This window comes from Mesorhizobium sp. M0145 (assembly GCF_040322355.1).
Classification (GTDB): domain Bacteria; phylum Pseudomonadota; class Alphaproteobacteria; order Rhizobiales; family Rhizobiaceae; genus Mesorhizobium.
In genome coordinates, this window is sequence record NZ_JAMYTK010000013.1 from 50,239 (window position 1) to 67,601 (window position 17,363).

Here is a 17,363-nt window from a genome sequence, read left to right on the forward strand (position 1 = left end):
TGAATGTCTGAATGAAAGATGTCGCGGTGAGATATCGCATCGAAACGGCAATTGCCATCCGACGCCAATGTGGTGGCTTCGAAGTTCCTGCGATTGATTGGGATCAATACTCAGGGGCTTCAAAGCCACGCCAGCGGCCGTCACATTCGCATTGCAGAATTCAGGCGGTCGATCATGGTCAGGGCGTGCTGCTTTTTGTCGAGATTGTAGGTCTCGGTTTCAGATATAGCGTTCAAAGCCTCGTGCCAAGTATCCGACAGCGTTTTGGCCCGCGCGAGATCGCCGGCGAGCGCGGCCTGGCTGGCGCCGGCCGACAGCAGATCAAGCGCGCGGCGATTGAATATCTCGAACGGGATTGCCTGGTCGCGGCCGGCGACCGCCTCGGCAAGACGGTAGGCGCCTGCGACATCTATCTTCTTGGACATGACCAGGGCGTCGAGGGTGGCGGCGATTTCGAGCCCTCCATACTGCGTCAACAGGATCGCATTGCGCGCGCTGCCCCCTGCCCGCTCCGCCAGCGCCGCGCGCGCCCCAGGATCCTCCGGTGGCGGCGGCTCGATGCCTTCCAGAACCGTCATCAAGTTCTCGGCATCGAGCGGCGCCAACCGCACCATCTGGCAGCGCGACCGGATCGTCGGCAGCAGACTGCCCGGCGCATGGACGATGAGGATGAACAAGGTGCGCGCGGGTGGCTCTTCAAGATTCTTCAGCAAGGCATTGGCAGCATTGGTGTTCATGTCGTCGGCGGGATCGACGATAACCACCCGGTAGCTGCCGTCGTGCGAGGTTAGCGACAGAAAACGGCTGACCTTGCGGATTTCGTCGACCGTGACCACTGTCTTGAAGCTCTTGGTCTTGTCGTTCGCCGGGCGTGTAAGATGCAGCACCGAAGGATGCGCGCCGGTGGCGATCTGTCGAAACAGCGACGAAGCCGGATCTGGAACGGCAAGGCTTTCCGGCGCCCGCTCGAAGGCCGGGTGCTTCAACAGATGATGCGCCAGGTGAAAGGCCAGCGTCGCCTTGCCGATGCCAACCGGTCCGGCAAAGATCAGTGCGTGCGGCAGCTTTCCCGAGCGGTAAGCGGTGGCGAGCATGTTGGCCGCCTGCAGGTGACCGACAAGACGCGGCGTCTCGGATGGCTCGGGCACCCCGTCCAGCGTATCGTGCTGTTCGGGCGCGATGCGTTCGAAAATCATGCTGGCGCCGCCTGCCTTCTTTGTGCCGGCATCATCCTCTCGAGAGCCGCGAACACCGCGGCGGTAACGACATCCTCCACCGCATCTAGGTCGGCTGAGGCATCGACGACAACGCAGCGTTCGGGTTCAGCTGAGGCGATCGCGAGAAACGCCTCGCGCCGGCGTTGGTGGATGGCCAATGTTTCTTTCTCGAAGCGGTCCGGTCCGTCACTGCTGCCCCGCCGGGCGGTAGCGCGCCTCAGGCCCTCGGCGGGGTCGATGTCGAAGATCAGTGTCATGTCCGGCACCATGCCGTTGATGGCGACCTTCTCCAATGCGTCCATGAATGCCGGGTCGAGGCCGCCGGTCACGCCCTGGTAGACGCGCGAGGAATCCATGAAACGATCGCAAAGCACGACCGAACCGCGCTCGACTGCCGGCCGGATGACCTGTTCGACATGGTCGGAACGCGCAGCGGCGAAAAGCAGCGCTTCCATCTTGGGGCCGAACGGCTCGGCTGCGCCTGAAAGCAGGACATGCCTGACCGCCTCCGCGCCCGGCGAGCCACCCGGCTCACGTGTCACCAGCACATCGTATTTCTTGGCGCGCATCTTCTTTGCCAGCCGCTCGATCTGCGTCGACTTGCCTGCTCCTTCGCCGCCTTCAAAAGTGATGAAAAATCCGCGCGCCAAAGCCTTTGTCCATACTTCGGGGACCGTATAGTCCCGGCGGGAAAAAAGGTCCACCGCGACGGTGCTAACGCAGCCAGCCGACGGCCAGTTCCTTGGCGGCGTCGAGCGCGCGCTGCGGCAGCGAACCGACACCGATCGACTCGGCGGCAAACAGCGGCGTCTCCTGGCTCAGCGTATCGCCGATCCAGACGCGCAGCGTACCCACCGGCTGCCCCTCCTCCACCGGCGCTGCCACCGGTCCGTCATAGACGATCCTGGCGGTGAGCTTGTCGCGGTTGGTGATCGGCAGGAAGATCTGCACCGGTCCTTTTGCCTTTAACGCGACACCGGACTTGGCGCCGCCAAAGACCTGGGCTTCGCCAACCACTTCGTCCTTGGCGAATACTTCAGTCTTCTCGAAGGAGCGAACGCCCCAGTCGAGCAGCTTTCGCGCTTCCTCAGCACGCTCACGGTCGTTTGCCAGGCCGCTCATCGCCGCGATCACCCTTGTGCCGTTGTGGCTGACCGAGCCGACAATGCCGAACCCGGATTGCTCGCTGGCACCGACCGCGAGCCCGTCGGCGCCTATGTCCATGGCCAGTAGCGGATTGCGGTTCCTCTGGGAAATCTTGTTCCAGGTAAAATCCTTCTGGCCGTAATAGCGGTAGAGATCCGGGTAGTTGCGCCAGATATGCAGCGCCAGAAGCGCAAGTTCGCGAACGCTCGTTTGCTGCTCATCGGCCGGCAGACCGGTGGAATTGACGAAAGTCGATTTCTGCAAGCCGATCTGGCGGGCACGCCCGGTCATCTGCGCTGCGAAGTTTGCTTCGGACCCGGCCATCCCTTCAGCAATGACGATACAGCCGTCATTGGCCGCCTGCACGGTCACGCCCTGGATCAGGTCTTCCAGCCGGATCGTCGACTTGAGCTTGGCGAACATGGTCGATGTCCCCGAAGGAGCGCCGCCTTTGCGCCAGGCGTTCTCGCTCACCACGAAGGTATCATCGAGCGTCATGCGCCCTGATTTGATGGCGTCGAAAACCACTTCCATCGTCATCAGCTTGGCCAGCGAGGCCGGCGGAATCAACCTGTCGGCGTCCTTGGAAAACAGCACGGTTCCGGTTTCGGCATCGATCATGAAGGCCTGCGCGGCCTTGGTCTCGAAAAGCTGTGCTGAGGCCGGCGCAAGCGAGAGCAGCAGCAGGCCGAGCGCCATAAGCCCGGTGAAAGGGTGAAAAGATTTCATCAGGTTCGACCAGTGAGCCGGCGCTTTTGCAAGTTGGCAGAAGCTATCAGGCTTTTGCCTGGCGGATCAATCGCGCGCGAAAAAACCAGGCAGCCCCGAGCTCAGTTGCGTACAGCAAGCGCATCCGGCGCACCATGCGACCACGCTGCCTGCAGCATCTCGTCCAGGCTGCCACGACCGTCGGCAAAGAGGTTGACCGAGTACCAGTCCTTGCCTTCAAGTTCCGAGCGCTGGATCTCGGTCTTGCCGAAGCTGGAAAGCTGGGCCGCCACACGCTCCGCTTCGGCGGCATTCTCGAACGAACCCGCCGCGACATAGTCCGTGGGCGACCCGGTTGGAGGAGCTTGCCGCTTCCACGATTGAAGAATTTCGGCGGGCGACATGCCGGCGCCATCCAGCTCGGCAAACGCGTTGGAGGCGCGTTGCACGCGCTCGTCCGCGTAAGACAGCGACGCCACGGTGAACGGCGATTGCGCCGGCAGGTTGATCTCCGGGCGCTCCGGCGCGATCGGGCCGAAATCGGGCAGTACAATGTCTCCCAAAGCAGATGCTTGCACTGCCATGACAGGCCCTGCATCGGATCCCTGCCCGGAATTCGTCAGCTGACCGGGGAACGGCACGGCAGCAGCGCTCACCGGCAGGCTTGGCGACGGCCCATTCATCGCGACCATGACACCGCTGGGCAGGCCGTCCGACGGATCCGGCGCCCTGTTGCCTGGACGATACGAAGCCACAAGATACTGCCCGTCATTGCCTTCGAGCGGCGCACGGCCGACATATTCGACCTTCACCTCGGCCGTACCGATGTTGGCATAATCGAGCATTTCAGCAGCGCGCTTCGACACATCGATGATGCGTCCATCATGATAGGGTCCGCGGTCGTTGACGCGCACGATCACCGAGCTGCCGGTCTTCATGTTGGTGACCCGCGCATAGCTCGGCAGCGGCATGGTCGGATGCGCCGCCGTCAGATCTGCCATGTCGTAGACTTCGCCGTTGGCGGTCAACCGGCCGTGGAAGGCCTCACCGTACCAGGATGCGAGGCCAACCTTGGCGTAACGTTTGTCTTCCTTCGGATAATACCACTTGCCGCGCACCTGATAGGGCTTGCCGAGCTGGTCGCGTCCGCGAGACGTCTTGAACATGACGCGCGGGCTGGCTTTCACGCCGTATTCGGCTTCGGAAAAATATTCCTTGGAGCGAGGTTTCTTGTTGACCATCGCCTTTTGCTGCGGCCCGGCACATGCTGCAAGAAAGGCTGCCGACAAGGCAAACAGCGCGAAAGCGGAAGCGCGACGAAGACGCGGGCGCGCCGTGGTCTGCATATTTTGATTATCCCCTATAGCATCGACGAAGGCACCGCAGCATGAACGTCAGCGATGCCAAAGCACCCACTCCAGAAACGCCGGCGACGCCCTACCCCAATCCTTTTTGTGCGCAGGAATTGTTTATCACCGTATTAACCGATTGTGGTCGGAACCGGGCGAGATTGTGGCACGGACCGCCTCGCTGATCGGCATGAAAATCATCGCTTATCGATCAGAAACGCCGTTCGTGGCGCACTTTGCCCCTGGCTTGGCGTGTCTGCGAGCGCAGATTCAGGGACCGAATATCACAAGTTCGGTGAACGTCAGATCTCCAGGTGCGGGTGGTCTGGGACCTTTGAAGTATTTCAGCCCCTTGTTGGGCCGGTACCATCCCACCAAACCTGGAATCGGCTCCTTGGCGTCGACAAAGCAAACCAGGATTCCGCTTCGCAAGAGAAAGCGCCCCATCGCACCGGCGCAGCGGCTCAAATCCGCAAGCGAGCGGCAATAGATGACCTGATGGCACTGGATAACACCGTGCAACATTCGGCGCGGCATCAATACCAGGGGGAACGCTGCTCCGTCGCAAATGCAGATCAACGACAGGCAGCCCAGCGCGGCGTGTTCCGAGAGTATGTACCTCTCACTCTCGGGCAGCATCGCCAATTCCGGGAGATCGGGACGCACTTCGACTACGCGACATGACCGCTGCGTCAAACTTAAAGCCGGCAAGAAGGTAAATTGTCCGCTGGAGAAGAGCCGAAAGCCTAGCGCCCGGTTGGCTTTCAATGTCGCTTGTGCCGGCGAAATGTTCGTGTAGGTCACGTCCTTCCGCTTGAGAACCGCCACAACCAACATGGCGCCATAAGGACGGAATTCTGCATCGACTGACCAGCTTGAAAGATTGCAGCGGATTTCGTCGCCCTCTGGCCCCTGGTAGCGAGCATAAAGGGTGAGCACAACGCCGACGATCCGACCGGCATGCTCCAAAACAAAGCCATATCGTGGGAACTCGGCAACCGCAGGACGCTGCGACAAACGGGTCAGAGCGTGTATCCAGTAACTCCGGTTACGCGCCGGAAAGCCCCTGCACAGGCAATCAACCACTCCCTCCCAGTCGGTTTCGCGGATTGGTCTACAGCGAAGACCGGGCGGGAGAGCGCCAAGTACGGCCAAAATCAACTCCAGAATACGATTTACTTACATGTGCCTAATGCGCTCCACATATCAGCGCTCAACGATTAATAGTCCGTGCGGGTTTTAAAAACGATTTTCCACACTCAGCACAAACACAGCTCGCCATGACGCTGCTCACCGTCCTGGATCGCGCCGAAAGGTGCGGCCGCCACGGTTGACTTGGCGTTGAATGCGGCTTTACAGGAATGGAGCGCGAACCGGTCGGGGAACGTCCTGGTGCCAATCCGGTACCGACAGCTCGAACCCGCTCCTCTCGCGATATCCTAAGTGATTGAAAAATCACCTTGGAGGGATGGCCGAGCGGTTTAAGGCACCGGTCTTGAAAACCGGCGTGGGTGCAAGCCCACCGTGGGTTCGAATCCCACTCCCTCCGCCATATCCGGCCAATTTCTTCAATCCTGCAGGCATGACGTCGAGTTTTCCGCTCGTCGGATTCTCGACTGCCTGGGTCTAACAGGCCGGTCCGCTTCGGGGAGAACCGCCGCTCTGCCCCATGCAGCGCACCACCTCTCGCGTCGCTGAAATGCGACAGGTGCTGATCGTGGCAACGATACCAAAGTACCGGTGATACTATTGCGTAATCAACAACCTGCCACAAAGCGAAGACTGTCACCCGCCGCGCAGCCGCGCTTCGTCGGGTTGATTTCTCCGTCCGAATATGGTGCTTCTCCCGCCTATGAATAAACTATTTTCTGCGGTCCTCGCATGGACGATAGTGGCTTGGCCGGCCAGCGCAATGGACAGCGCATTGCGCGCCGGCCTGCTGAAACTCGATCCGCAAACCCGGCTGGAGCAGCGATGCGACGCCGAAATTCTCGACCGGATTACCCGCGACGACCACAAATACAAAGCCGATCGTGTCGTCGCCTACGCTTTTGCGACGCCCGAAATGGGCGCCGATGCGATCAAGAGCCCGGGTGCTGCGTTTCGCAGCAAGGGACAATGGTACCGGCTGAAATTCAAATGCGAGACAGCGCCGGACCATATGGAAGTCCTGCAGCTGCGCTACCGGATCGGTGATGAAATTCCGGAAAGCGACTGGCCCAAATACAACCTCTATAACTAGGCATTCGCGACCTGTGGCCGCATTTTGCCGGTGTTTCGGGCCGATCGTCGCAAACTCTGTATATTGCCGACCTTGTTCCAACCAGTCCCTTGACGCGCGGGAACCATACACGTTAGGCCCTCCAGGCATTCGACGCGAACAGTTGGCCAACCAGCAAGGAACTTCCAGTCGATGGAAATTTTCACTGCCGCGGGCTTCTCTGCCCTGCTCCAGGTCATCGCCATCGACCTCGTGCTTGCAGGCGATAACGCCATCGTCATCGGCTTGGCCGCGGCGGGCTTGCCGGTCGAGCAGCGCAAGAGAGCGATCCTCATCGGCGTGGTGGCGGCGACGGTGCTGCGTATCGGTTTTGCTGCGATCACCGTCACCCTGTTACAGATTGTCGGCCTGCTGCTGGCCGGCGGCATCTTGCTGCTGTGGGTGTGCTGGAAGATGTATCGCGAGCTGCGCACGTCGTATGCCGACGAGGTGGAGGCGACCGAAGCGCTGTCCAATTCCGATATCAACAGGGATGATATGGTGGCCGGCAAGGCGCGCAAGAAGACCTTGGGTCAGGCGGCATTGCAGATCGTCATCGCCGACGTGTCGATGTCGCTCGACAACGTACTGGCGGTCGCCGGCGCGGCGCGCGATCACTTCCAGGTGCTGGTGATAGGCCTCGTCCTGTCGATCGCGCTGATGGGCCTTGCCGCGAGCTTCATCGCCAAGCTGCTGCACCGCCATCGCTGGATCGCCTATATCGGCCTTTTGATCATCTTCTATGTCGCACTCGATATGATCTACCGGGGCGCGGTGGAAGTCTTGCCGCATGTCAGCAGTGCGGTGAGCTGACACGCCGACTCGAATTCTCATCGGTCGGCCTTTCAGCTTCGGCGAGCCTTCGGCGACGCTGGCGGTTGCGTTTCGCCGCAGCCGCTGCCCATACCAATGCCGCGACAAGTGTGATACTGCGCCGCCACTCCTGAAAATCCGGAAAAGCTTAGATGTCCGCCCCTCGCGTCAGTTTCGTCAGCCTTGGATGCCCGAAAGCCCTTGTGGATTCGGAGCGCATTATCACCCGCCTGCGCGCCGAAGGCTACGAGATCGCCCGCAAGCACGACGGCGCCGACCTGGTCGTCGTCAACACCTGTGGCTTCCTCGATTCGGCTCGCGATGAATCGCTCAACGCCATCGGCTCCGCACTTTCGGAGAATGGCAAAGTTATCGTCACCGGCTGCCTCGGCGCCGAGCCGGACGTCATCCGTGAAAGACATCCGAACGTCCTCGCCATCACCGGACCACAAGCTTATGAAAGCGTGATGGCGGCGGTGCATGAGGCTGCCCCCCCGAGCCATGATCCCCACATCGACCTTTTGCCGCCGCAAGGGGTCAAGCTCACGCCGCGCCACTATGCGTATCTCAAGATTTCGGAAGGCTGCAACAACCGCTGCACCTTCTGCATCATCCCGGCGCTGCGTGGCGACCTCGTATCGCGGCCGGCGGCCGACGTGTTGCGCGAAGCCGAGAAGCTGGCCAAGGCCGGGGTCAAGGAGATCCTCGTCATCTCGCAGGATACCAGCGCCTACGGCATCGATATCAAATACCAGACCAGCATGTTCGGCGATCGCGAAGTGCGGGCGAAATTCCTCGATCTATCGGAAGAACTGGGCAAGCTCGGTGTCTGGGTGCGCATGCACTATGTCTATCCCTACCCGCATGTCGCAGACGTCATCCCACTGATGGCCGAAGGCAAGATCGTTCCCTATCTCGACATTCCGTTCCAGCACGCCTCGCCGCAGGTGCTGAAGAACATGCGCCGGCCCGCTCATGGCGAAAAGACGCTCGAGCGTATTCGCGGCTGGCGCGACATCTGCCCGGACCTTGCCATCCGCTCCACCTTCATCGTCGGCTTCCCCGGCGAGACGGATGACGATTTCGAGATGCTGCTCGACTGGCTGGACGAGGCCAAGATCGACCGCGCCGGCTGTTTCAAATACGAGCCGGTCAGAGGCGCCCGCTCCAACGAGCTCGGCCTCGAGCAAGTGCCGCAGGAGATCAAGGAAGCCCGCTGGCACCGCTTCATGCAGCGCCAGCAGAAGATTTCGGCAACGCAGCTAACCAAGAAAATTGGCAAGCGCCTGCCGGTCCTGATCGACGAGGCGCATGGCAATTCGGCCAAGGGCCGGACCAAATACGACGCGCCCGAAATCGACGGTTCGGTCCATATCCAGTCGCGGCGGCCACTGCGCGCCGGCGACATCGTCACGATTAAGATCGAGCGCGCCGACGCTTACGACCTTTACGGCTCAGCAGTCTGATATTCCGTCCAAAATGAAAAGGGCGCCGCGTGGCGCCCTTTCGTTCGATATGTTTCCGACCACCTACTGCGGCAGCTTGTCGTCGACGCCCTTCACGTAGAAATTCATGCCGAGCAACGTGGCGTCGTCGGCGACCTCGCCCTCCTTCAGCCAAGGTGTGCCGTCCTGCTTGGCGATCGGCCCGGTGAAGGGGTTCCAGCCGTCGGCGATCTTCTTGGTGGTGGCTTCGGCCATCGCCTTGACGTCGTCGGGCATGTTGGTGAACGGCGCCAGCTTGACGGCGCCGTCCTTAATGCCGAGCCAGACATTGTCGGGCTTCCAGGTGCCGTCGAGCGCCGCCTGGACGCGGCTGATGTAGTAGGGACCCCACTCGTCGGTCAGCGAGGTCAGCTGCGCGTGCGGCGCGAACTTGATCATGTCGGAGGACTGCCCGAAGCCGTGCAGCTTGCGCTCCTCCGCCACCTGCAAGGCAGCGGTCGAGTCGGTGTGCTGGACGATGATATCGGCGCCCTGGTCGAACAATGCCTTGGCAGCATCGGCCTCCTTGCCCGGATCGAACCAGGAGTTCACCCACACGATCTTCGCCTTGAAGTTCGGATTGATCGACTGTGCGCCGAGCATAAAGGAATTTATGCCCATCACCACTTCCGGGATCGGGAAGGAAACGATGTAGCCGGCGACGCCCGACTTCGATTGCTTGGCGGCGATCTGGCCAAGCACGTAGCGGCCTTCGTAGAAACGCGCATTGTAGATGCCGAGATTTTCGGCCGTCTTGTAGCCGGTGGCGTGCTCGAACATCACCTTGGGGAATTTCTTGGCGATCTTCACTTCCGGGTCCATGAAGCCGAAGGACGTGCCGAAAATGATCTTGCATCCCTCGCGCGCCAGGCGCTCGAAGGCGCGGTCGGCATCGGGGCCTTCGGAGACGTTTTCGAGATAGGCGGTCTCGACCTTGTCGCCGAGTGCCTTTTCCACCTCGAGGCGGCCTTGGTCGTGCTGGTAGGAGTAGCCGAAATCGCCGATCGGGCCGGTGTAGACCCAGCACGCCTTCAGCTTGTCCGCCGCCTCGGCTGAGGCCGCCAGCGACAATGCGGCCGTCGTCGCCATCAGGGCAATAAGCAGTTTTTTCATTGTGTTACCTCTCTGAGTTAAGCCTTGGAGCTTCCGTCTTTTTGCTGTCAACGATCCGGAACGAATGGCTGGCCCAAGGAGGCCGGCGTGTTCATCATCGTCAAACGCTTGTTGCGCGAGATTAGAACGAGAACCACGACGGTTGCCAGATAGGGCAGCGAAGAAAGCAGTTGCGAGGGAAACGATTTTAAGAACGCAATTAACTTGTAGAGCAACCAGGGCGCGTCGACGAAGTCCTGCAGATTTATGGCTTGGACGTGAAGCTGGCCAACCCAGATCGCGCCGAAAATATAGGCGCCGGCCAGCACCCGCCATGGCCGCCAGGAGGCGAAGACGACCAGAGCCAGCGCGATCCAGCCGCGGCCGGCGGTCATGTTCTCCACCCATTGCGGTGTGTAGACCAGCGATAGGTGACCGCCGGCGAGGCCGGCACAAGCGCCGCCGAAAATCACTGAGAGATAGCGGTAGCGGATGACGTGGATGCCAAGCGCATGGGCGGATGCATGGCTGTCGCCGATCGAGCGCAGCGTGAGCCCGGTGCGGGTCTTGAACAGGAACCACATGACGGCGGCGGTCAGCGCGATCGAGATGTAGAAGATTGGATCCTGGCCGAACAGCAGCCTGCCGACGACGGGGATTGCGGTCAGGCCGGGAATATCGAGGTTTGGCAGCCTTTCGCCGGGCTGGCCGACAAAATTCGTTCCCATCATGCCGGAAAGGCCGAGGCCGAGCAGTGTCAGCGACAGGCCGGTGGCCACCTGATTGGTGGCCAGCGACAGCGTCATGACGGCAAACAGAAGCGAGAACACTGCCCCCATGGTGATTGCCGCCAACAGCCCTATCCAAGGCGAGCCGGTGAGATAGCCGGCGCCGAAACCGCCGACGGCACCCATGATCATCATTCCTTCGACGCCGAGATTGAGCACACCCGAACGTTCGACCACCAGTTCGCCGATCGCCGCGATCAGCAGCGGCGTCGCCGCCGTCGCGATGGTCAAGAGGATGTTGACGGTGATGTCCATCAGCGGGCTTCCTCCAACTTCGGCGCTGCCTCGAGCTTCGGCGCGGAAAAGCCGGTCAGGCGAATGCGGTAATGGATGAGCGTGTCGCAGCCGAGCACGAAGAACAAAAGCATGCCCTGGAACACGCGCGCCACCTTGTCGGAGATGCCGAGCGCGCTTTGCACTGCCTCGCCGCCCAGATAGGTCAGCGCCAGCACAAGGCCTGCGGCGACGATGCCGAGCGGATTGAGCCGGCCGAGAAATGCCACGATGATAGCGGTAAATCCGTAGCCGGGCGAGATCACCGGCTGCAATTGTCCGATGGCTCCCGAGACCTCCGAAATCCCTGCAAGTCCGGCCAGTGCGCCCGACAGCAGGAAGGCAAAGAAGACCATGCGGTTAAGGCCAAACCCGGCGAAGCGCCCTGCCCTCGGGCTTGAGCCGAGCACGCGGACCTCGAAGCCTTTCAGCATACGGCTCATCAGGATCCAGATCAGTATCGCCGCGATCAGCGCGAAGACAAATCCCCAGTTTGCCCGGCCGGATTCCGGGAGGAGTTCCGGCAGTATGGCCGAGTCGTTGAACTGGATGGTCTGCGGGAAACCGTGGCCCTGCGGATCGCGCCACGGCCCGCGTACGAGCCAATCGAGGAAGAGCTGGGCGACATAGACCAGCATCAGGCTGGTCAGGATCTCGTTGGTGTTGAAGCGCGTCTTCAGCAGTGCCGGGATTGCAGCATAGGCGGCCCCACCGACCATGCCGAGCAGAAGCATCAGCGGCAGCACCAATGGGCCTTCGAACTGCGGAAACAGCACGGGGATGATCGAGCCGACAATGCCGCCCAGGATGAACTGGCCTTCGGCGCCGATGTTCCAGATGTTGGCCTTGTAGCAGACCGACAGTCCGACCGCGATCAGGATCAGGGGGGCGGCCTTGATCGCCAGCTCATGCAGCTGCCAGACCTGGCTGATCGGTTCGATGAAGTAGATGCGGAACGCAGTCAACGGATTGACGCCGAGCAGCGCGAACATGATGGCACCGGCAATGATCGTCAAAACGAAAGCGATGAAAGGCGAGAGTGCCGAAAACAGCATCGAGCGCTGCGGGCGTTTTACAAGTTCGAGGCGCATCAGGCCGTCTCCAGCGTATGTTCGGCATGACCGGGTTCGGCGCCGCCCATCAGCAGCCCGATCTTCTCGAATGTCGCTTCAGCTATCGGCAGCGGCTTCGACAGTTCGCCATTGTGCATGACCGTGATCGCATCGGAAATCTCGAACAGCTCGTCGAGGTCCTGGCTGATCACCAGCACCGCCGAGCCGCTGCGTGCCAGTTCGATCAGCGCCTGGCGGATGTGGGCCGCCGCACCCGCGTCGACGCCCCAGGTCGGCTGATTGACCACCAAGACGCTCGGCCGGCGGTCGAGTTCGCGGCCGACGATGAATTTCTGCAGATTGCCGCCCGAAAGAGCCGCAGCTTCCGGATCCGGCGCGCTCTTGCGCACGTCCATCGCCTTTATGATGCGCTGGGCAGCGGTATGGATCGCATCGCCCTTGACCATTCCACCGGCGCCGACAAACATCTTGCCATCGGTGGCGTGGCGCGACAGAAGCAGGTTCTCCGAAAGCTTCATGCGCGGTGCTGCGCCATGGCCGAGCCGCTCTTCCGGGACGAAGGCAGCGCCCATCAGACGCCTGCCGGTGATGGTGAGGCCGCCGGCATCCTTGCCGCGGATGCGGACCGAGCCGGCATCCTGCTGCAGCACCTCGCCGGAAACGGATTCGAAGAATTCGCCCTGGCCGTTGCCGGCGACACCGGCAATGCCGATCACCTCGCCGGCGCGGACTTCAAGATTGATGTTCCTGAGCGGGATCGAGAACGGGGTCGCCGGCTTGCGGGTGAGTTCGCGGATTTGAAGCAGCACCGGCGCGGTTTCGATACCCTCGGCCGGCGCCCGCACCACGGCCAGCACCTCGTTGCCGACCATCATCCGCGCCAACGAAGACGCGGTTTCCTGGCGCGGATTGCAATGGCCGACCACCTTGCCGTGACGCAGCACGGTGGCGCGGTCGCAGATGCGTTTGACCTCTTCCAGCCGGTGCGAAATGTAGAGGATGGACTTTCCTTCCGAACGCAGCCGTTCGAGCGTCTCGAACAACTTATCGGCCTCCTGCGGCGTCAGCACCGAAGTTGGTTCGTCGAGGATGATGAGTTGCGGCGTCTGCAGCAGGCAGCGGATGATTTCGATACGCTGACGCTCGCCGACCGACAGATCACCGACCAGCGATAGCGGATCGAGAGGCAGGCCGTAACTGTAGGAGAGCGCCCTCGCCTTGGCCGCGATCGTGCTGATCGGCGAGCCGTCATCCAGCGACAGCGCGATGTTCTCAGCCGCCGTCAGCGCTTCGAACAGGGAAAAATGCTGGAAAACCATGCCGATGCCGAGCTTTTTTGCGGTGCCGGGGCTGGTGATCCTGACCGCCTGGCCATTCCAGAAAATCTCGCCGGAATTCGGTTCCAGCGATCCAAACAGCATTTTCACCAGGGTCGACTTGCCGGCGCCGTTCTCGCCAAGCAACGCATGGATCTCGCCCTTGGCGATGTTGAGATCGACGTGGTCGCACGCCGTCAACGTGCCGAATATCTTTGTGAGGCCGCGAACCTCAAGCAGGTTTGCGCCGTCCTGATCTGCACTCACGGTGCCTCCATCTGGTTTGCCAGACATGTTCTGTGTTCCCGCAAGCATCGTATGCGCGGGCTGCTCTCTACGGTAAGCGCCTCACGACTTGAAAGAGCTTCAAGAATTTCAGCGGAAACTCAAGCGGTAAAGAGCAGTTCGCAAGAACGGCGGCGTCGGCGGCCCGAAACTGCGGGCGCCTAAGGCATAAGTATTGTTGTCCCGGTGGTCCGGCGCCCTTCGAGATCGGAATGCGCTTTGCCGGCCTCGCTGAGCGCGTAACGCTGGTTGATCTTGATCTTGACGGCGCCGCTGAGCACCACACCGAACAAGGCGGCGGCGGAAGCCTCGAGGTCTTCGCGCCTGGCATTATAGACGAACAGCGTCGGCCGCGTTGCGAACAGCGAGCCTTTCTGCGCCAGCAACGAGATGCTGAAGGGCGGGATCGGCCCAGACGATTGACCGAAGCTGACGAAAGTGCCGAGCGGCCGCAGGCAATCGAGCGAGGCTGGAAATGTGTCGTTGCCGACTGAATCGTAGACAACGTCGCATTTCTTGCCACCGGTGACAGCGGCAACGCCGGCCACGAAATCCTGTTCGCGATAGTTGATCACGTGGTCGAAGCCATGCGCCTTGGCGAGCTCGATCTTGTCGGTGGAACTCGCCGTGCCGATCACTGTCGCGCCGAGATGCTTGGCCCATTGGCCGAGGATCAGCCCGACACCGCCGGCCGCCGCATGAAACAGGATCGTGTCGCCGGCTTTCACCTTGAATGTACGGCGCAACAGATATTCGGCGGTCATGCCCTTTAGCATCATGGCTGCGGCCTGTTCGTCGCTGATTCCGTCCGGCACCTTCACCACGCGGTCGGCGGCGATCACGCGCTGCCCAGCATAGGCGCCGGTCGTCACGGCGTAGGCGATGCGATCGCCGGGTTTGAGCCAGTCGACATCCGAGCCGACATCCAAGACCACGCCGGCCGCCTCGCCGCCAGGGACCAGCGGAAATCCGCCCTGCGGCGGATAAAGGCCAGAGCGATAATAGACGTCGATGAAATTGAGACCGATCGCGGTATGCTTGACCAGGATCTGTCCCGAGCCCGGCTGCCCGGGATCGGCATCCTCATAGGTCAGGACCTCCGGGCCGCCATGGGCATGGATGCGGATCGCTTTGGACATTTTCTGGCTCTCTTGGGATCAGGCTTTCTTATCCGGCTTGGCGCCGAGATTTGGGAAGAACTGCATGATAGCGCCGATGCAGGCGAGGTAAAGCCCGGTGAACGTAATCCCGAACTTGATGAAATCGCTGACCTGCTCGCCCAGCACGCCGATCTGGTCGTAGAAGGAGGCAAGTGCGGCCTGCGCCAGCGCCAGCGCGCCGAAAGCGCACCAAAGCAGCGTCATGCCGAGATTGATTGGCCGCAGCCGCTTCACCCGCACCGGATGGATGAAATTGATCGGCACGAAGGTGAGAATGCCGGCCACCACGACCACGGCGAAAGAAACCCATTGTCCGGGCTCGATGACGAACAGCGTGAACACCACCATGTTCCAGACGACCGGAAAGCCCTTGAAGAAATTCTCCTTCGTCTTCATGCCGGTATCGGCATAGTAGATTGCGCTCGACACCACGATGATCGCCGCCGACAGGAACGACAGGCGCTCGCCCATGAAACCGCGCTGATAGAGCGCGAAGGCCGGAATCAACACGTAGGTCACGTAATCGATGATGTTGTCGAGCAGTTCGCCCGACCAAGTCGGCAGGATTTCCTTGACATCGAGCTTCCTGGCGATCGGCCCGTCGATGCCGTCGACGAAAAGCGCCAGCCCCAGCCACCAGAACATCGCCGTCCAGCGCTGCTCGCTTGCTGCCACTAGCGACAGAAACGCCAGGAATGAGCCCGACGCGGTCAAGAGATGGACCGAGAACGCCCGCGCCTGAGGCCATGTGACTTTCTTCTTCGGCCGCGGAATCCGGTCGGCGATTTTCCTGGCCGTCGTCTTCTTGCTCACGGGCCCCGCCAGTCCAGCTTGCAGATTTCGGCCGAACGGCCAGCAAAGTTCCAGTTGCGGCCAAAGGCCCGCATTTTGCTCTTGTCGGATTTGGCGACGATGATTTCCGGCGCAATCCAGTATTCCGAATTGCTGATGACCGTATCCTTGTCGCGATCCTTGCCGGTGATTGGTGTCACCGCACCATCGATGATCTTCGGTATCTGAAAGATGCGTGTTTTCTCACGCGTGTCGTAGGTGATCGGCACCTGCTCGGCGCCGAGGAACTGTCCGACCAGGATGGAGAGCAGCGATGTGGTTCCACCGGCCTTGCCGGTGAATATCTTCGTCAGTCCCTTCACTGCGTAAACCGAGGCGCGCTTGTCGATGAACAGGCCCGCCGTCCAGTTGCCGCGGCTCATATAACCGGGGATTTCCATGACCAGCCCAAGATTGAGACCGGACAGGTCGACCTCGCCGAAATGGCCGGCATCGATCCGGAACCCCGCCCAGGTTTGGCAATAGCCTTCCGTAGGCGGATGATTGCCGAGCGACAGAACGCAAGGGCAAAAAACCGTGCAATTGCAGGAAAGGATGAGCTCTCCTTTCATTGCCCAGTTTTGATCTGTCATCGAATTCTCCCCCTCATGCCGAGACTACTAGTAGCGCGGCTGCCCAGACAAGCAGTATCGCACCGCCCAGCCGCGTCGGCAGATTGCCTGCCGTCTGTTTTTCGACCAGGCTGAACAAGCCGATCAGCGCCATCCAGAACACGTTCATCACACCGACGGCAAACATTACCAGCATCAGCGCCCAGCAGCATCCAAGGCACCACAGGCCCTGCTCCATACCGAGCCGGAAAATGCGAATGGGCTTGGCGCTCCAGTTGGCGAACAGGACCGAGAACGGATTTCTGCACTTCTCCAGACAGGCTTCCTTCAGCCAGCTGAACTGATAGAGACCAGCGATCGACAGCGCGGCTGCTCCGGCAATTCCAAGCAGCGGATCGAGCATCTGCCCGGATGACACGAATGCATGGACTGCGAGCGTCAGGGCAGCGAATATTGCCGAGGCGGCAAGCCAGACGCTCAAATATCCAGCGACAAGGATCAGCGGATGGGCAACGGGTTCCCCCTTGATCCTGGCGGTATCTGCGATCTCGCAATAGGTGCGGATCATCGGCGCCGCGGAGGGCAGCATGGTCGCGATGGCCATCAACAGCCACATCGCGGTGAGTGCCCCGCCTTGCGCGCCTACGCTTGCGCGAAGCGGCGCCGGCGCAAGGCAAAGGGCGAAGAAACGCGCAAGGAAATCCGGCAACGGCAGTTGCAGCAGGTATTCCAGCACGGCGTCGCCGGGTACATCAGCGCCCGGGAGCCGGCTCACCGCCCCCCGAACTGCCATTGCGCCGAGAAGGAGCCAGGCAAGGGCGATGCCCATGCCGGCAACGACGCTCACGGTCAGTTGAGGGCTGCGCGCAACGCTCGCCATCGCGCGGCCGGTGCCGTCGAGATGGCTGAAATCGTCTTGTTGGCCGGTCATGGCAACCGAATGGGCCGAATCGCCGCGTTGATCAAGCCGCATCACCTGACCTATATGGACCAGCA

Annotated in this window: 16 protein-coding genes and 1 tRNA gene; 4 read left to right on the forward strand and 13 right to left on the reverse strand. The window is 61.2% G+C overall.

The genetic code is table 11. The features are described 5' to 3' along the window. Positions 1-140: 140 nt before the first annotated feature. The 5 genes from NKJ28_RS19240 to NKJ28_RS19260 form a co-directional block, all read right to left on the reverse strand. The gene (locus NKJ28_RS19240) at positions 141-1,196 is read right to left on the reverse strand and encodes a DNA polymerase III subunit delta' (RefSeq protein WP_352636704.1); all 1,056 of its coding nucleotides are present in this window, start codon (positions 1,194-1,196) and stop codon (positions 141-143) included. Then, a complete protein-coding gene (gene tmk / locus NKJ28_RS19245; RefSeq protein WP_352448921.1) occupies positions 1,193-1,867 on the reverse strand; it encodes a dTMP kinase in 675 nt (224 codons plus the stop codon). Before tmk ends, NKJ28_RS19240 begins: the two co-directional genes overlap by 4 nt. A 64-nt stretch (positions 1,868-1,931) precedes the next feature. Further along, the gene (locus NKJ28_RS19250; RefSeq protein WP_352593887.1) at positions 1,932-3,062 is read right to left on the reverse strand and encodes a D-alanyl-D-alanine carboxypeptidase family protein; all 1,131 of its coding nucleotides are present in this window, start codon (positions 3,060-3,062) and stop codon (positions 1,932-1,934) included. A gap of 131 nt (positions 3,063-3,193) precedes the next feature. After that, positions 3,194-4,417 (reverse strand): septal ring lytic transglycosylase RlpA family protein, encoded by a 1,224-nt coding sequence (locus tag NKJ28_RS19255; protein WP_352593882.1) that lies wholly within the window; start codon positions 4,415-4,417, stop codon positions 3,194-3,196. Positions 4,418-4,690: 273 nt separating this feature from the next. Further along, on the reverse strand, positions 4,691-5,575 hold the full coding sequence (locus NKJ28_RS19260; protein WP_352593883.1) for a GNAT family N-acetyltransferase: 885 nt from the start codon (positions 5,573-5,575) through the stop codon (positions 4,691-4,693). A 307-nt stretch (positions 5,576-5,882) separates the two neighbouring features. On the opposite strand from NKJ28_RS19260, the gene NKJ28_RS19265 reads away from it, so the two are divergent. The 4 genes from NKJ28_RS19265 to rimO all read left to right on the forward strand — a co-directional run bounded on the left by NKJ28_RS19265 (position 5,883) and on the right by rimO (position 8,959). Continuing rightward, positions 5,883-5,972 (forward strand) — tRNA-Ser (locus NKJ28_RS19265). 282 nt (positions 5,973-6,254) lie between these two features. Continuing rightward, positions 6,255-6,662, forward strand: a complete 408-nt coding sequence (locus tag NKJ28_RS19270) for a DUF930 domain-containing protein (RefSeq protein WP_352456770.1) — start codon at positions 6,255-6,257, stop codon at positions 6,660-6,662. 171 nt (positions 6,663-6,833) lie between these two features. After that, entirely contained in the window at positions 6,834-7,493 is a 660-nt protein-coding gene (locus NKJ28_RS19275) for a TerC family protein (protein WP_352568620.1), read from the forward strand. A gap of 152 nt (positions 7,494-7,645) precedes the next feature. After that, the gene (gene rimO, locus NKJ28_RS19280) at positions 7,646-8,959 is read left to right on the forward strand and encodes a 30S ribosomal protein S12 methylthiotransferase RimO (RefSeq protein ID WP_352636705.1); all 1,314 of its coding nucleotides are present in this window, start codon (positions 7,646-7,648) and stop codon (positions 8,957-8,959) included. 63 nt (positions 8,960-9,022) lie between these two features. Here rimO and NKJ28_RS19285 read toward each other — a convergent pair whose 3' ends face one another. The 8 genes from NKJ28_RS19285 to NKJ28_RS19320 all read right to left on the reverse strand — a co-directional run bounded on the left by NKJ28_RS19285 (position 9,023) and on the right by NKJ28_RS19320 (position 17,340). After that, positions 9,023-10,090, reverse strand: a complete 1,068-nt coding sequence (locus NKJ28_RS19285) for a BMP family ABC transporter substrate-binding protein (RefSeq protein WP_023675052.1) — start codon at positions 10,088-10,090, stop codon at positions 9,023-9,025. Between the two features lie 47 nt (positions 10,091-10,137). Further along, on the reverse strand, positions 10,138-11,112 hold the full coding sequence (locus tag NKJ28_RS19290; RefSeq protein WP_352448916.1) for an ABC transporter permease: 975 nt from the start codon (positions 11,110-11,112) through the stop codon (positions 10,138-10,140). After that, a complete protein-coding gene (locus NKJ28_RS19295) occupies positions 11,112-12,224 on the reverse strand; it encodes an ABC transporter permease (protein ID WP_352636755.1) in 1,113 nt (370 codons plus the stop codon). Before NKJ28_RS19295 ends, NKJ28_RS19290 begins: the two co-directional genes overlap by 1 nt. After that, on the reverse strand, positions 12,221-13,813 hold the full coding sequence (locus tag NKJ28_RS19300; RefSeq protein WP_502893792.1) for an ABC transporter ATP-binding protein: 1,593 nt from the start codon (positions 13,811-13,813) through the stop codon (positions 12,221-12,223). Before NKJ28_RS19300 ends, NKJ28_RS19295 begins: the two co-directional genes overlap by 4 nt. A gap of 152 nt (positions 13,814-13,965) precedes the next feature. Then, entirely contained in the window at positions 13,966-14,943 is a 978-nt protein-coding gene (locus NKJ28_RS19305; protein ID WP_352636707.1) for a quinone oxidoreductase family protein, read from the reverse strand. An 18-nt stretch (positions 14,944-14,961) separates the two neighbouring features. Further along, positions 14,962-15,738: a phosphatidylcholine synthase gene (gene pcsA / locus NKJ28_RS19310; RefSeq protein ID WP_502896505.1), complete on the reverse strand. Its 777-nt coding sequence runs from the start codon at positions 15,736-15,738 to the stop codon at positions 14,962-14,964. A gap of 35 nt (positions 15,739-15,773) precedes the next feature. Next, positions 15,774-16,388: a DUF1326 domain-containing protein gene (locus NKJ28_RS19315; RefSeq protein WP_352636708.1), complete on the reverse strand. Its 615-nt coding sequence runs from the start codon at positions 16,386-16,388 to the stop codon at positions 15,774-15,776. Positions 16,389-16,401: 13 nt separating this feature from the next. After that, positions 16,402-17,340: a DUF2182 domain-containing protein gene (locus NKJ28_RS19320; protein WP_352636709.1), complete on the reverse strand. Its 939-nt coding sequence runs from the start codon at positions 17,338-17,340 to the stop codon at positions 16,402-16,404. Between the last annotated feature and the right edge of the window lie 23 nt (positions 17,341-17,363).

Excerpts from the sequence above, each read along its gene's own strand:
- NKJ28_RS19315 (WP_352636708.1), bottom strand. The coding sequence starts at position 16,388 with ATGACAGATCAAAACTGGGCAATGAAAGGAGAGCTCATCCTTTCCTGC.
- NKJ28_RS19275 (WP_352568620.1), top strand. The coding sequence starts at position 6,834 with ATGGAAATTTTCACTGCCGCGGGCTTCTCTGCCCTGCTCCAGGTCATC.
- NKJ28_RS19320 (WP_352636709.1), bottom strand. The coding sequence starts at position 17,340 with ATGCGGCTTGATCAACGCGGCGATTCGGCCCATTCGGTTGCCATGACC.
- NKJ28_RS19270 (WP_352456770.1), top strand. The coding sequence starts at position 6,255 with ATGGTGCTTCTCCCGCCTATGAATAAACTATTTTCTGCGGTCCTCGCA.
- NKJ28_RS19250 (WP_352593887.1), bottom strand. The coding sequence starts at position 3,062 with ATGGCGCTCGGCCTGCTGCTGCTCTCGCTTGCGCCGGCCTCAGCACAG.
- rimO (WP_352636705.1), top strand. The coding sequence starts at position 7,646 with ATGTCCGCCCCTCGCGTCAGTTTCGTCAGCCTTGGATGCCCGAAAGCC.
- NKJ28_RS19240 (WP_352636704.1), bottom strand. The coding sequence starts at position 1,196 with ATGATTTTCGAACGCATCGCGCCCGAACAGCACGATACGCTGGACGGG.
- NKJ28_RS19305 (WP_352636707.1), bottom strand. The coding sequence starts at position 14,943 with ATGTCCAAAGCGATCCGCATCCATGCCCATGGCGGCCCGGAGGTCCTG.
- NKJ28_RS19300 (WP_502893792.1), bottom strand. The coding sequence starts at position 13,813 with ATGTCTGGCAAACCAGATGGAGGCACCGTGAGTGCAGATCAGGACGGC.
- NKJ28_RS19285 (WP_023675052.1), bottom strand. The coding sequence starts at position 10,090 with ATGAAAAAACTGCTTATTGCCCTGATGGCGACGACGGCCGCATTGTCG.
- NKJ28_RS19290 (WP_352448916.1), bottom strand. The coding sequence starts at position 11,112 with ATGGACATCACCGTCAACATCCTCTTGACCATCGCGACGGCGGCGACG.
- NKJ28_RS19255 (WP_352593882.1), bottom strand. The coding sequence starts at position 4,417 with ATGCAGACCACGGCGCGCCCGCGTCTTCGTCGCGCTTCCGCTTTCGCG.